This is a genomic window from Streptomyces pseudoechinosporeus (assembly GCF_054783935.1).
Genome location: NZ_BAAGPS010000050.1, coordinates 216,246 through 230,996 on the forward strand (window position 1 = coordinate 216,246; position 14,751 = coordinate 230,996).

A 14,751-nucleotide genomic window follows, 5' to 3' on the forward strand; every position below is an offset into this window, starting at 1 on the left:
CCTGCGCATACGTGCACCGCCCACCGGAATGCCGTACGCCGTCATCACCCGGCCGACAGGAAAGCCGTACGCCGTCATCACCCGGAAGTCGATGCCGCCACCGACTTCGGTCGGGGGTGGGCCGGACCGGCAGTCCGAGGCGGTGCGGCCCCGGGGCCGATGTGCCCCGGCCGCTGCCTCCCCAGACTGATCCGCATGATCAGAGTAGAGAACGTCAGCAAGCGCTACGGCGCACACAATGCCGTCCGGGACGTCTCCTTCACCTGCGAGCCCGGCACCGTCACCGGCTTCCTCGGCCCCAACGGCGCGGGCAAGTCGACCACCATGCGGATCCTCTGCGGTCTCACCCGGCCCGACGCGGGCAGCGCGACCATGAACGGGATGGAGTACCGCAAGCTGAAGAACCCCGGCCGCACGGTGGGGGTCCTGCTGGACGCCTCGGCGCAGCACGGCGGGCGCAGCGGCCGGGAGGTACTCACCGTCTCGGCACAGGTGCTCGGGGTGAAGCGGGACCGGGTCGAGCAGGTACTCGACCTGGTGGGACTGGCCGGTGCGGCGGCCAAGCGCAGGGTCGCCGGCTACTCGCTCGGCATGCGGCAGCGCCTGGGCCTTGGCCACGCGCTGCTGGGCGACCCCGGCGTACTGGTCCTCGACGAGCCCGCGAACGGCCTGGATCCCGAAGGCATCTTCTGGATGCGCGAGTTGCTCACCGACTTCGCCGACCGAGGGGGCACCGTACTGCTCTCCTCGCACCTGCTCAGCGAGGTGCAGGCGGTGGCCGACCGGCTGGTGGTCGTACGCAGTGGTCAGGTGGTCGCCAACGGCACGATGGAGAGCCTGCTCGGCGCCTCCGGGGTGCTGGTCAGGGCCCAGGACCCGACGCTGCTGGAGCGAGCGCTGCACAGGGCGGGGCTCAGCGGTACCAGGAGCGCCGACGGAGCGTGGCTGGTGGACGCCGACGCCGGGGCGGTCGGCCAGGCCACCGCCGCCGCCCAGGTCCCGCTGCTGGAACTGCGGCCCGCGGGGGGCCTCGGTCTTGAGGAGATGTTCCTCTCCCTGACCGCCGACAACAAGAAGGAAGGCACGGCAGCATGAGCACTCTGGCGGGAACGAGGACGGGAACCGCGGTGCCGCGGGCTCGGGGCCGGCAGGCGGGCATGGCGCGCCTGACCGGCGTGGAGCTGCGGAAGATGACCGACACCCGGGCCGGCTTCTGGCTGCTGGCCGGTGTGGAACTGCTCGCCCTGGGCATGGCGGTGATCCAGCTCGCCACAGCGGAGGCGCCCGAGCAGACCCTGATGGACTTCTTCGCGGTCACCCTCTATCCGGTCGGCATCATCATGCCGCTGCTCGGCATTCTGCTGGTCACCAGCGAGTGGTCGCAGCGCACGGCGCTGACCACCTTCGCTCTGGTGCCACAGCGGTGGCGGGTGCTCACGGCGAAGCTGACGGCGGGTGTCGTACTGGCGATGGCCGTGATCGCCGCCAGCCTCGCGACCGCGGCCGCGGTGAACGGGGTGTCCGTCGGTGTGGGCAAGGGCGACGGCGACTGGACGCTGGAGCTGTCGGCCGTGGCCAACGGCCTGATTTTCCAGCTCGCCAACATGCTGATCGGGCTGGCTTTCGGGATGCTGCTGCTGAACTCCCCGGCGGCGATCGTTCTGTACTTGTTGCTGCCGACGGTGTGGGCCGTTCTCGTTTCGTTTATCGACGCTCTGCAGACTCCCGCCGAATGGCTGGACATCAATCAGACCTTCCAGCCACTGATCGACAATTCCCTCACACGTGAGGAATGGGAGCGGTTGGGAGCCTCGGTGTTTTTCTGGGGCGTACTTCCGTTCTTCGCCGGTCTGGTACGCGTACTGCGCCGGGAAGTCAAGTAGCGTGCGACAGAGGCGAGTTGAGGGGCTTGTCGGTTCACGTCGGCCCCCCCTTCTTGCCTGCACGGCAGTTCGGGACCCGCGTAGTGGCATTTGCCGCGGGAAATCCCGGGATACCAGTTCATGGCGATTCCCCAAACATTGGGAAGCCCTGAAGATGTTACGTAGCATTGGTGCCGATGCGCGGAGTCGTCCGGCCGATGACCGGGCTGGAGGCAGGCTCATGTGCTCGCCCGGCGAGAGTTAGCACTATGCGGCGAGAGCCCGAGTGAGGAGACTGCGTTGAGAAAATCCGCAGCGCCTGTCGAGGGGAACCTCCATGTAATTGCGGCTTCCTGCTTCGAGGAGCACGCCCTACCCCTGTGCGACGGATCGTTCGCGCCGGGTGACGGGCGGAACGCGGCCCCCTGGAAGCCGCTGACGCACTCGTCGGAGGTCGTCAACAGCCTGGGTACCCGCCACGCCCCCAACCGTGTGTGTTCGGTCCTGTGGCAGGACGGCGGGGTGGTCGTCGTCGCGCACGGCATGGACATCGGGCAGGTCCAGCTCTCCGTCGAGACGGCGGACACGGCCGACGACCGCGTCAACGACGCCTACGACTATCTGCTCACGGCAGCCGAACGAAGAGCCGTCGACCGGCTGCCTCCCGGGCAGCGGCATGCGCTGGTGACCCGGCTGTGGGTGCGCAAGGACGCCGCACTGCGCCTGCTCGGTCACGGACTGGCGGGTTACCCGCATCGCATGCACGCGTACTACCGCGGCGCACAGGGGACCATCAGGGTCTCCGACCCCGAGGACGCGCAGCTCCAGTACGTCATACACCTCAGCGACTTCGCCGTACCGACCGGCCAGGTGCTGTCCGTCGCGAGCTGGGGTGCGCCGCACGGCTGCCACGCCTGGCACCTGAGGACGACGGAGCCGCAGGACCCGTCGACGCTGTTAAGCGGCCGGGTCCCCTCGTTCGAGGACGACGCGGCGTTCTCGAACGCGACATGCGCGGCTTTCCCGTCCGTGACCTGAGAGTACGGACCGGGTCCCGGGCGCAGGCGACAGACAGCAGCAGGCCGACGACACAGGGTTGAAGGGGGAAACGGTCATGTTCTATGACATGGCGGACCTGTCTCGCACATCTCTCTTGCGATTATTGAAGGATCAAGGGCATACTGAAAAACTCTCTAGTCACATCTTCCTGACTTGGTCGTTATGACTGTCAAAGCTCTGGGAAGCTGTTCACACAACCCTGTAGTGGGGGTCGGTCAACGACCGCCGGACGGCAGCGCCGCCGCCCGGGCAGAGCTGTGTGTCGCATCGAAGGAGCCCGCGTTGCCTAATACGCAGCCGGAGTTCGGCAGACGAATCCGGGAACTCAGGCGCCAAGTGGGCATGTCCCAGGCCCAGCTGGCCGGGCCGCAGTTCTCCGCCAGCTATGTCTCCCTGGTCGAGAGCGGCAAACGCGTGCCGAGTCCGGACATCGTTGCCACGCTCGCGGACCGGTTGGGGGTGACTCCGCAGTCCCTCCAGGAGGACGACGACACGGCTTCCCCGCCGGACGAGACCAAGGACGAGGCCCGGCGGATCGATCTCGTGGGTCTGCTCTTCAAGGCACGCAAGGAGGAGGAAGAAGGCTTTCCCGATGCGGCCGTCAAGCAGCTGACCGAGATCCTGGACAAGTACGGCGAGGGCCCGCACCACGATGTGCTCTGGGAGGTCCGCTGGGCGCTGGCCCGCATCCACGAGGAGAACGGCCGGGCGGACGAGAGCCGGCGGCTGCTGCGGGAGCTGGCGGCCGACGAGTACACCCGCTCCACGCCGGACCAGATGGAACGGGTGGCCCGGTATCTCGCCGAACTCAACCTGCGCAACGGCGGGCTTCCCGAAGCCCTGCGGTTCGCTCACCTCGCGTGGGCCATCGCCGAGACCCACCGGGGATGCGCCAACTGGGCGCGGGCCGGCACCGTGCTCGTGAGCGCCTGCACGTGGAGTGGCTTCCAGTCCTGGGGGCGGGAGGTGTCCGACCTCCTTGTCGCACACGCGGACCTCTCGGACCGGATCTCGCGACCGCTGCGCAATGCGGTGTACCTGGAGTCGGCCAAGTTGTACTGCCTGGCGGGCGACAACGAGCAGGCACGCGTCTTGTTCGAGCGCGCCCTGGAGCAGATCGACCCGAGGCAGGACATCGTGGCCTGGGCCACGGGGCAGTACTACCTGGCGATGGCGGAGCTCGACCTCGACCAGGGCCTCGAAGAGCGCGTCACCGATCGCGTGGCCAAGGCACGGCCGGTGATCGAGGTGCTCGGCGACCCGGGCATGCGCGTTCAACTGGCGCTCCTCGAGGGGCGGCTGGCCCTGACGCAGGGCGATCACGACCGGGCCAGATTCTGGGCCGACACCGCGGCGGAAGCGGAGCCCTGGCCGGCCACCCACGAGGTCGGCATGTGCCTGCTGTTCGCGGCCCGGATCTACCGTTCGCTGGGCGACATGTCCACCGCCGCCGCGATGTACCGACGGGCCGCCGACATGAGTGACGAAGCCGGGACGGTGTACCTCTGCAAGCTGGTGTGGCGGGAGCTTGCCGAACTCCAGGAGCAGTGCCTGCCGCAGGACTCGTAGCGACGGCTGTACCCGATGCTCTGAAAGGCCTGCCCGGAACCACGGGCAGGCCTTTTGCATACCCTTCTCGCGCATCGAGTCAAGTTCACTTTACTGTCATGACTCAATGAGTCACAAGTGTTGACTCTCGTCACAGATTCTTGTCACACTCGGCGTCGGCCCCCTCCGACCGAACGCCTATGTGAAGCGAGAGCGGATGTCCATGACAGAGGCCCATCAACCACCGGTTCCCGACTTCGGCGCGGACGCCCGGAATCCGGTCGTCACCTCCGGAACCGACACCGAGCGGCAGGCGCTGAGCATCGCGGCCCTGCTGACCCGTATCGGGGTGGAACCGGGCGACCGGGTCCTGATCAGGGCCGAGAACAGCCGCCCGCTCGTACTGACCCTGATCGCCCTGCTCCACCTGGACTGCTCCCTCGTACTGGCCGACCCCACCGCGGTCCCGGAGGACGTGCGGCGCATGGCCGACCGGGCGTCGGTCCGCTGGGCGCTCGAGGACGAACCGGCCGGGACCGCGGCACACTCCCTGAACCTCTCCGACCTCCTTGCCCTCGCGGGATGGGTCCAGCCGCTGCCGGGGCCGCTGAGCCTCGACCGCTGGGCCTCCCGGCAGGACGGCGTGGTGATGTGGTCCTCCGGCACCACCGGCCGTCCCAAGGGAGTGGTCAAGCAGGGCGGCGCGGTGCTGGCCAACTGCCGGCGGACGGTCAAGGTGCTCGGCTACACCCCTGACGACCACCTGTTCCCGCTGCTGCCCTTCAGCCACCAGTACGGCTTCTCCCTGGTGCTGATCTGGTGGCTGAGCGGCTGCAACCTGGTCGTCCCCGGTCAGCGCCGGGCCGATCTCGCGCTGACCCGGGCACTGGAGGCGGGCGCCACCGTCGTCGACAGCACACCTCCCGTCTACGACAGCCTGCTGAGGCTCCTGGACCGCAGTCCGGAACTGATGTCGGCCGCCCGCAAGGTGCGTATGTGGTGCGTGGGCGGAGCACCCCTGCCGCAGCCGCTCGCCCAGCGCTTCCACGCCACCCTGGGGCTGCCCCTGCTCGACGGCTACGGCGCCACGGAGACCGGCAACATCGCACTGGCCGAACCGTCGGACCCGGTGGGCTGCGGGCGGCCGCTGCCCGGCGTGGAGGTGCGGGTCGTCGGACCCGACGGCGGCGAACTGCCGCCCGGCGCCACGGGGTTCGTCGAGGTGAGCACCCCGGATCTGATGGCCGGGGTGCTCACCGAGGACGGCGAGGTGGAGCCGTACCGGGAGAGCTGGTACCGCATCGGGGACATGGGACTGATCGACATGGCGGGCCGGCTCCATGTGCACGGCCGGGACCGGGCGGTCCACCGGATGGGCTACACGCTGTATCCCGAGGAGATCGAGCGCAAGGCCGAGCGGTGCGGAGCGCCGGTACGGGTGCTGTCCTTCCCGCATCCGCGGCGCGGCTGCGATCTGGTCTTCGTCGTTCTCGATCCCTCCGGCGGCGCCCCGGCCGGCTGGCACCGCACGTTCCGCGACCTGCTGCCCCGCTACGAGCAGCCCAACCGGGTCGCCGTCGTCCCCGAGTTCCCGCTCACCAGCAACGGAAAAGTCGATGTGGCGGCCCTGCGCGCACGCCTGAACGCACCGGCCGACGGCTCGGATGACGGCTCGTCACCTCACCACGGACCGTCTGAAGACACCGAAGGAGCACGCTCATGAACGTCGCAACCGCTCACCCCGCAACGCGGTCCCTGGCCCGCGCACCCCACCCGGAGCGGGCCGCCGCACTCGACCGGGTACTGGAGGCCCTGTCGGCTCCGGACCCGGCGGTGCTGGAGGTGCTGACCGAGATCAGCTCGATACGCTCGGCCCGCTACGAGATCGAGGCAGCCCGCAACACCCTGCTCGGCGCCTTCGCGGAGGTGGCGGACAACGCCCCGCCCCGGCTCCGCTCGGCCGCCGTCTACATGCCGTCCAACGTGGTGCTGTACTCGTACATCCTCTATCTGCTGGTGCCCTCGCTCTACACCGACCGGCTCAGCTTCCGGCCCTCGCGGCATGTGAAGGACCAGACCGCCCGTATCCACCAACTGCTGCAGCCGGTGCACCAGTTGCCCATCGAGCTGTGCGACCTGTCCCAGCGGACCTTCCTGGAGCAGGAGGTGGACCCCGCCGACCTGGTGGTCTTCACCGGCCGCTACGGGAACGCCGAACAGATCCGTCCCCGCCTGAGGAAGGACCAGCTCATGCTGTTCCTCGGCATGGGCGTCAACCCGTTCGTGGTCGCCCCGGACGCACAGATCCCGGACGCCGCACGCGACCTCGCCGACGTACGGCTCCTCAACACCGGCCAGGACTGCCTGGCTCCGGACGCGGTCTTCGTCCACGAGGACATCGCGGAGCCCTTCCTCGAAGCGCTCGTGGCCGAGCTCGCCGGCCGTCGCTACGGTCCGTACCGGGAACCCGAGGCGGACTACGGCCCGCTCTACTACGAGGAGGCCTTCGACGAGGCCGTGCGCTTCCTCACCCGCTGGCGCCGGCACATCGTGTACGGCGGAGGAATCGACGCCGGGCCGCTGCGCGTGGACCCGACCGTCGTGGTCCGGGACGATCTCTCCCAGGCCCGCACCGTGCAGGAGTTCTTCGCGCCGGTCTTCAACGTGTTCCGCTACCGGGACGAGAGCGACCTCAAGGAACTCTTCGCCTCCAACCAGTACTCGGAGCGTGCCATGGGGGCCAGCGTCTACGGCACGCCCGGCCCCGTGGTCACCTACCTGGAGCGCAAGCACACGGTGACCAGGAACCAGACTCTCGTCGCCGTCGACGACGGCAACCAGCCCTTCGGCGGACGCGGCCGGATGGCCAACTACGCGAGCTTCGGCGGCAGCGTGCACACCGAGCCGATCCTGGTGTCCAAGGCCGCCGCCGACCACTTCCGGCGGGGGGCGGCCGGATGACCAGCCCGCCGCGGCACCCCACCGGCTGGCACGCCGTCGTCGACGAGCTGCTCACCGGCGGACACGACACTCTGTACGGGCTCCCGGCCGACGACCTCGGACTGCTGAGGGCCGTCGAGCCCACCCCGCTGCGCTTCGTACTCTGCCGCGACCAGCGCAACGCCGTGTTCATGGCTGTCGGTCACGCGCTGGCCACCGGGCGGCCCGGCCTGTGCGCGGTGGGCAAGGGCCCTGCCCTGGCCAGTGCCGTCCCCGGGCTCGTCGAAGCGCACGCGGGCCGGGTGCCGCTGGTGCTGCTCGCCACCGGTACGGCCAGGGACCGGACCGGGACGGGCGCGTTCCAGGAGCTCGACCAGCTCGCCCTGGTCCGCTCCGTGACCAAGTGGGCAATGCGGGTGGAGAGCCCCGACCGGGTCGCCGACGCGCTGCGCCAGGCGCTGGCCGTCGCCGGGCACGGCCGCCCGGGGCCGGTCTTCCTGGAGCTCCCCGAGGACGTGGCGGCCGCCCCGGCTCCGGGCGCGACGGCGAGACCCGCGTTCCCCCGGCAGGTCCCGCGGCCCGCCCCGGAGGTGCTCGGCGCCGCCGCCGAGTGGCTGCGGGACGCGGAGCGGCCACTGATCCTGGTGGGCGGCGGCATGCGGCACCGTAACGCCTCGGGGGAGGTGGAACAGCTCGCCGAGCGGCTCGGGGCACCGTTGTTCACCACCGCCTCCGGGCGGGGGGCAGTCCGTGAGGACCACCCGCTGCACTGCGGCCTCGCCGGCCTCTACACCCCGGAACCGGCACGGGAGTTGTGGGCGGACTGCGACCTGGTGCTGGCACTCGGCAGCAGGCTGGAGGAGACGGCCACATTCGGCTGGGAACGGCGCCAGGACTGTGCGGTCATCCAGGTCAACACCGCCGAGCAGGACCTGGCCACGGCCTGGCCCGGTCTGCTCGTCCTGGGCGACGGAGGTGCCGCGGTCGGGCACTGGCTCGACGACATCGGCCCGGAAGGCGCGGAACCGGACGCACGGAGCGGAGACGACACGGGCTGGCGGCGGCGTGCGGAACGCGCCCGGGCCGCCGCCCTGGCGCGGGCCGAGACCGCCGCGCTGTTCGCCGGCCCGGCGGACGGGCGTCCGCCGAGGGTCGTGGAGGTGCTCGCCACCCTGCGCGAGGTGCTGCCCGAGGACGTGCTGCTGGTGCAGGAGAACGGTCTGCAGGACATGTGGTCGTACCACTTCCCGTACTGGACCGTCGGCCGGCCCGGCGGATCGATCGTCCCGAGCGAGCAGACCAGCCTGGGCTTCGCCGGAGGGGCCGCCGCCGGCGCCCGTACCGCCCTGCAAGACAGGCCGGTGGCCGCCCTGATGGGCGACGGCGCGTTCAACCTCTTCCGCAGCGACCTGGAGACGGTGGCGGAGCAGTGCCCCGCGGTGCTCTACGTCGTCCTGGACAACGGCGGCTACGGCTGGCTGCAGCACCAACTGCGCGCCACCGGGCCGGTGTTGGCGGACGGGGACGCCTCGCGCTTCTCCTTCGCCCGCCCCCGCGCCGACGGTGCCGGTGCCGGTGCCGTCGGCGGGAACGACGGGCCGGGCGAACCGTCCGGTGCCCTGCTGGTCCACGCGGACCAGCAGGGGCAGCTGCGCCCCGCGCTGGAGAAGGCCTGGCAGTCGTGCCTTTCGGGACACACGGCCGTGGTCGTGGTGCGGGTCGGCCTCGAGGACGTGCCACCCGGCCTCGACGCTCCGGGCGGCGACTTCCCCGAGCGCAACGCCGACTCACACGCCGACTCGCACGCCCGCCCACACCCCGGCTCATAGGAGGCAGAGAGCGATGACAACGGTCTCCCCCGTACGCCTGCCCACCCGCCCGCTGGTCGTGGGCAGCGACGACCCCGGGGTGCTCGACACCTGCCGTGCGGAGGTCGCGCGCGTCGGCCTCGGTCCGCCGCTCGCGTGGGTCTCGGCGGGCGATTCGGCACAGCTGACCGCGCTGACGCTGTTCGCGGCGTTCGCCGCCCTGCCGCCGGACGAAGCCGGATCGGCCGCGGTGTACCTGGCGGCCGACGAACACTGCGTCCAGGCGGCCACCGTGTTCGCGCAACGCGCCGCGGACTCCGGGCGCCGGCTGCGCCCATCGGACTCCATGCGGCTGGAGACGTCCGAACTGGTCCGGACGGTCGGCGGCTGGCCGGGGCGCACCGGTCCCTGCTACGTCCTCACCTCACCCGGCAGCGCGACCGCCCAGGGCCAGGCCCTGGCGTGGGCCGCTGTCCGCAGCGGCGCCCGCCCCGCGGCGGTGGTCTGCGAGGTACTGCGTGCCGGGCCGGACGGCCCGGGTCTGGTGACGGCACTCATCCTGCGCACGGGGGACGCGCGTGCGGTGCCTCTCGCGGATTCCGACCTCGGCCTCGGGGACCCGTGGGCCGAGCCCACCCGGGCTGCCATGTCGGGGCGGGCCGTGTCTGCGGGATCCGCCGGATCCGCGAGGGCCGCCGGGCTCCCGGGGTCGGCGGGGTCCGCCGGGACAGCCAGGACTGCCGGGGCTACCGGACCTGCCGGGACTCCAGCGGACGAGGCAGACGCGAGCCGCGGCAGCCTCGTGGCCCGCAGCGCGCTCCTCGCGGCCGTCCGTGAGGGGGCCCAGGTATGAGCGGGATCGCCGTACGGATCGCCGGACTCGGCCTGGTCACCCCTGGCGGCCGGGGACCGCGGCCGTTCTGGGACGGCCTGCTGGCAGGCCGGGTGGCGCTCGGCGACGGACGCCGTTTCCGTACCCCCGAGGCGGTCGGTGAGGTTCCGGAGACGGCACTGGGGGCCGTACCTCCAGGGCAAAGCCGCAAGCGGGCGCTCCTCGACACCGCGCTGGGGGACGCGCTACGGGACGCCGACTTGAGCAAGGGCGGCGGGGCCGGTGCGGTCAGTGCCGTCCCGGACGGCACGCTGCTCATCGTGGTCGGCCAGAGCCCCGCGGTCGGGCCCGAAGCACCCGACGGATGCGAGGAGTTCGCCGATACGGGCCCGCACCCCGAAGGGGCGACCGTGGTGCATCTGTCCCACGCCTGCGCCTCCGCCCTGTTCGGTGTCGCCCTCGCCCGCGACGCGCTGCGCGCCGGGATGGCCCGGTACGCGGTGGTGGCCGGAGCCTCCGCGCTCAACCCCTTCGAGTACTCCAGCATGACGGCGGTACGCGCCGTGGCCACCGCCCCGGCCCGCCCCTTCGACCAGGATCGCGCGGGCATCTCCGTGGGCGAGGGTTCGGGCGCCGTGGTGCTGGAAGCCGTCGCCGGTCACGAGGTGCGCCCACAGGACGTCCTGGTGACCGGGGCCGTGAGCCGGGTCGGCGGAGCGAGCCCCGCGGCGTCCGACTCCGGCACCGCGCTGGACTGCATGGCCGACGCGCTCGCCCAGGCGGGCCGCGACCGGCCGGACTACCTGCACGCCCACGCGACCGCGACGAAGCAGGGCGACGCGGCCGAACTGCGGGCCGCGGCCACCCTCGCCGAGGGAACACGGAAGCAGAACGGCCGCCGCCCGGCGAGTTTCCCGGTGAGCTCGCACAAGGGCGCCATCGGCCACCTGCTGCACGCCTCCGGCTTCGCCGGCATCGCGGCCGCCGTGTGCACGCTGCGTACCGGAGTCGTTCCGCCCACCCCCGGACTCGTACACCCGGACCCGGAACTGGAAGGCTCCGATCCCGACTCCCCTGTGCTGCTGCCACGGCGTGCGCTGTTCGGGGCCGACCCGAGCTGCGTACTCGTCAACGCCTTCGGTTTCGGGGGCAACAACGCCTCACTCGCACTCGGCCACCCGACACAGAACAGGACAGCGAGCTGATGGGAATCTTCGACGGCAAGCACATCCTCGTCACCGGAGTGATCACCGAGTCGTCGATCGCGTACCACGTCGCCCGCCTCATCCAGGAGGAGGGCGGCACGGTCGTCCTCACCGGCTACGGCAGGCTCTCCCTCGTCGAGCGGATCGCCCGCCGGCTACCGGACCCGAAGGCCCCCGTCCTCGAACTCGACGTCACGAACCAGGAGCACCTGGACACCCTCGCCGAGCGCGTCACCCTGCACTCTCCCGTCCTGGACGGCGTCCTGCACGCCGTCGCCTACGCCCCGCAAGAGGCGCTGGGCGACCGGATCACCGCCACCGGCTGGGCGGACGTGGCCACCACCGTCCACGTCTCCGCCTACTCGCTCACGGCCCTGGCCGCCTCCGTGCGCCCGCTGCTCCGGCCCGGTTCCGCCATCGTGGGCCTGGACTTCGACGCCCGCTTCGCCTGGTCCTCGTACGGCTGGATGGGGGTGGCCAAAGCGGCCCTGGAGTCCGCCTCCCGCTACCTCGCCCGGGAGCTGGGCCCCTCGGGCATCAGAGTGAACCTGGTCGCCGCCGGTCCGCTCACCACGATCGCGGCCCGGAACATCCCGGGTTTCGAGGACGTCGGCGAAACCTGGCGGCGCCGCTCACCCCTCGGCTGGTCCGTCTCGGACCCCACCGGGGTCGCGCGCTCATGCGCGGCACTGCTCACCGACTGGTTTCCGGCCACCACCGGTCAGATCCTGTACGCCGACGGGGGCGCCCATGCCATGGGGGACTGAGCCGGAGCAGTCCGTCATCGGCCGGAGCTATCCGCCCACCGCGCCGTACACGGTGGACCAGGAGGAGATCCACGAGTTCGCCTCGGCGGTGGGCGACCCCAATCCCGCGTACACGGACAGGGAAACCGCCCGGGCCCTCGGACATCCGGACGTGATCGCCCCTCCCACGTTCGTGTTCACGATCACGTCCGCGGCGGAGAACCGCGTCATCGAGGATCCGCGGCTGGGTGTGGACCACAGCGTGGTCATGCACGGCGCCCAGAAGTTCGTGTACTCCCGTCCGGTGCGCGCCGGGGACCGGCTCACCGTCACCTCGACCCTGCGGTCGGTCAGGTCGCTCGCCGGAAACGACGTACTCGAAATCCACAGCGAGGTCCACGACGACGCCGACGAGCACGTGGCGACGACGATCACCACACTGCTGATGCGCCACGCCGGGCCGTCGAATCAGACGTGACCGCCCGCCGCGGCTGCCATGAGCGGTTCCGCGGCCTTCTCGGTCGTGTCCGGAGGGACGACGAGCCGGTCCGCCGTGGACGCCATCAGCGCCCTCGGTGACGCGGTCACCGATTCCGTCCTCCGCCGGGTCGCGCACTCCTGCGGCTGAAGCCCATGCGGGTTACGTGGGTGAAGCGTGAGCCGCCGTCCGCCTCGCGGGGCATGTATGGATATCCCGGCCGTATGTGGATGAGTCGGGGCAGACACGACACCCTGGAGGCAAGTGATGAACGCAAGAGCCGATCGAGCAGATCCGACGACCCATCAGGTCCCGGTCCTCATTGTCGGCGGTTCCCTGGTGGGCCTGTCGACCTCGCTGTTCCTCGGCCGGCTGGGGGTGCGGCACACGCTGGTGGAGCGCCATGCCAGCACGTCCATCCACCCCCGTGGCCGCGGCAACAACGTTCGTACGATGGAGCTGTTCCGGGTGGCCGGTGTGGAGCCGGCCATCCGTGAGGCCGCGGCCACCCTCGCCGACAACCACGGCATCCTGCAGACGCCCACTCTGGTCGGCGACGCGGGCGAGTGGCTGCTCAAGGAGATCGACCCGGGCGGCGGGCTGGCCCGCTTCAGCCCGAGTGGCTGGTGCCTGTGCAGCCAGAACGACCTGGAGCCGGTCCTGCTCGACCATGCCGCCTCGCTCGGCGGCGACCTGCGCTTCTCCACCGAACTGATGTCGTTCGAGACCGACTCCACCGGCGTCAGCGCGGTGGTCAAGAGCCGGCAGACGGGCGAACACACCACGATCCGCGCGGACTACCTCGTCGCCGCCGACGGCCCCCGCAGCCCCGTCCGGGAACAGCTCGGCATCGGCCAGAACGGCCCCGGCGACCTGTTCCACAACATCAGCGTGACGTTCCGTTCCGAGCGCCTCGCCGAGGTGGTGGGCGACCGTCGCTTCATCATCTGCTACCTGAACAGCCCGGACGCCGACGGTGCCCTGCTGCCGGTGGACAACCGCGAGAACTGGGTCTTCCACGCCCCCTGGCACCCCGAACTCGGCGAAACGATCGAGGAGTTCACCGACGAGCGCTGTGCCGACCACATCCGCCGCGCGGTCGGGGACGCGGGCCTCGACGTCCAGATCACCGGCAAGGCGCCCTGGCACGCCGCCCAGCGTGTGGCTCGCGGCTACCGGTCGGAACGGGTCTTCCTGGCCGGCGACTCGGCGCATGAGATGTCCCCCACCGGAGCCTTCGGCTCCAACACCGGTATCCAGGACGCGCACAACCTCGCCTGGAAACTGGCCGCGGTACTCGGCGGCTGGGCCGGGGAAGGACTGCTGGACACCTACGACGCCGAGCGCCGTCCGCTGGCGGAGGCGACCAGCGCCCGCGCGACGGGCCGCTCGGCCGAGCACAGCCACCCCGGCTTCGCCCCGCCGCCCGGCGCCGCGGGTGGACCGCAGCGCGGCATCCTCAACATGGTCCTCGGCCACCGCTATTCGCACGGCGCCGTCGTCGGCGCCGATCCCACGGTCCCGGCCATCCCGGAGGAACTCGCCCTGGCCGGGGAGCCCGGCAGCCGGGCACCGCACCTGTGGGTACGGCATGAGGGCAGGCGCATCTCCACCCTCGACCTCTATGAGCGGTCCATGGTCCTGCTCAGCGACGCCGACGAGGCGAGCGAATGGCACCAGGCGGCCCTCCGCCTTGCCGAGCAGTTGCCGGTCCCGCTCGTCTCGTACCGGCTGGGCACCGGATCCGACAGCGAGCTGATGCCCGAGGACGGTGCGGACTGGGCGGAACGCCATGGCACGACACGTACAGGCGCCGTACTCGTACGGCCCGACGGGTTCGTCGCCTGGCGATCGTCAGGTCCGGTCCCTGATGCGGAACTGACGCTGCGACAGGTTCTGGCCACGGCCCTGGCACTGAGCTGATCGAGGCGGCGTCACCCGGCTGAGCGCCCCGAGTGGTGGGGGACGGAGACCTGACTAACGGTGGATCACACCGAGGTCGGGTCACTCAGCTGACGAAATGCCAGTTGCCCGGCCACGGCGGAAGGAACGTCAAATGCGCTCTGCTCGATTGCTTCTGGCCACCGCGGCGGCTTCGACCGTCCTCACTCTCGGCGCTCCCGGCGCCTACGCGGATGGCTGGGACAACCAGGACTCCTCCTCCAAGAGCGAGAACTCTTCCTCCTACGGCAAGGAGCACGACAAGGAAGACAAGCACGACAAGGAAGACAAGGACGACGAGTACAGCAAGGACGACGAGCACAGCAAGGACG

Annotated in this window: 12 protein-coding genes and 1 pseudogene; all 13 read left to right on the forward strand. The window is 70.8% G+C overall.

Translation table 11 applies throughout. The annotated features are described in order from the left end of the window. Window positions 1-195: 195 nt before the first annotated feature. Window positions 196-1,095, forward strand: a complete 900-nt coding sequence (locus ACYVO6_RS35100) for an ATP-binding cassette domain-containing protein (RefSeq protein WP_461068404.1) — start codon at window positions 196-198, stop codon at window positions 1,093-1,095. Beyond that, window positions 1,092-1,883 carry an ABC transporter permease gene (locus ACYVO6_RS35105; protein ID WP_461068406.1) on the forward strand — a complete coding sequence of 264 codons (792 nt, stop codon included), beginning with the start codon at window positions 1,092-1,094 and terminating at the stop codon, window positions 1,881-1,883. The genes ACYVO6_RS35100 and ACYVO6_RS35105 overlap by 4 nt, the downstream gene beginning before the upstream one ends. Before the next feature lie 279 nt (window positions 1,884-2,162). Continuing rightward, complete coding sequence (locus tag ACYVO6_RS35110; protein WP_461068408.1) at window positions 2,163-2,900, forward strand: hypothetical protein; 738 nt, start codon at window positions 2,163-2,165, stop codon at window positions 2,898-2,900. Window positions 2,901-3,203: 303 nt separating this feature from the next. Continuing rightward, the gene (locus tag ACYVO6_RS35115) at window positions 3,204-4,490 is read left to right on the forward strand and encodes a helix-turn-helix domain-containing protein (RefSeq protein WP_461068410.1); all 1,287 of its coding nucleotides are present in this window, start codon (window positions 3,204-3,206) and stop codon (window positions 4,488-4,490) included. Between the two features lie 202 nt (window positions 4,491-4,692). Then, a complete protein-coding gene (locus ACYVO6_RS35120; RefSeq protein ID WP_461068412.1) occupies window positions 4,693-6,192 on the forward strand; it encodes a class I adenylate-forming enzyme family protein in 1,500 nt (499 codons plus the stop codon). After that, window positions 6,189-7,430, forward strand: coding sequence for an aldehyde dehydrogenase family protein (locus tag ACYVO6_RS35125; protein WP_461068414.1), 1,242 nt, complete (start codon window positions 6,189-6,191; stop codon window positions 7,428-7,430). The genes ACYVO6_RS35120 and ACYVO6_RS35125 overlap by 4 nt, the downstream gene beginning before the upstream one ends. Continuing rightward, a complete protein-coding gene (locus ACYVO6_RS35130) occupies window positions 7,427-9,238 on the forward strand; it encodes a thiamine pyrophosphate-binding protein (protein WP_461068416.1) in 1,812 nt (603 codons plus the stop codon). Before ACYVO6_RS35125 ends, ACYVO6_RS35130 begins: the two co-directional genes overlap by 4 nt. A 13-nt stretch (window positions 9,239-9,251) precedes the next feature. Continuing rightward, window positions 9,252-10,070 (forward strand): hypothetical protein, encoded by an 819-nt coding sequence (locus ACYVO6_RS35135; RefSeq protein WP_461068418.1) that lies wholly within the window; start codon window positions 9,252-9,254, stop codon window positions 10,068-10,070. Continuing rightward, entirely contained in the window at window positions 10,067-11,254 is a 1,188-nt protein-coding gene (locus tag ACYVO6_RS35140; protein WP_461068420.1) for a beta-ketoacyl synthase N-terminal-like domain-containing protein, read from the forward strand. The genes ACYVO6_RS35135 and ACYVO6_RS35140 overlap by 4 nt, the downstream gene beginning before the upstream one ends. After that, the gene (gene fabI / locus ACYVO6_RS35145; RefSeq protein ID WP_461068602.1) at window positions 11,251-12,021 is read left to right on the forward strand and encodes an enoyl-ACP reductase FabI; all 771 of its coding nucleotides are present in this window, start codon (window positions 11,251-11,253) and stop codon (window positions 12,019-12,021) included. The genes ACYVO6_RS35140 and fabI overlap by 4 nt, the downstream gene beginning before the upstream one ends. Beyond that, entirely contained in the window at window positions 12,005-12,478 is a 474-nt protein-coding gene (locus tag ACYVO6_RS35150) for a MaoC family dehydratase (RefSeq protein WP_461068422.1), read from the forward strand. The genes fabI and ACYVO6_RS35150 overlap by 17 nt, the downstream gene beginning before the upstream one ends. Window positions 12,479-12,745: 267 nt before the next feature. Next, the gene (locus ACYVO6_RS35155; protein WP_461068424.1) at window positions 12,746-14,401 is read left to right on the forward strand and encodes an FAD-dependent oxidoreductase; all 1,656 of its coding nucleotides are present in this window, start codon (window positions 12,746-12,748) and stop codon (window positions 14,399-14,401) included. Between the two features lie 133 nt (window positions 14,402-14,534). Beyond that, window positions 14,535-14,751, forward strand: a pseudogene (locus tag ACYVO6_RS35160) (hypothetical protein); the annotation flags it as partial.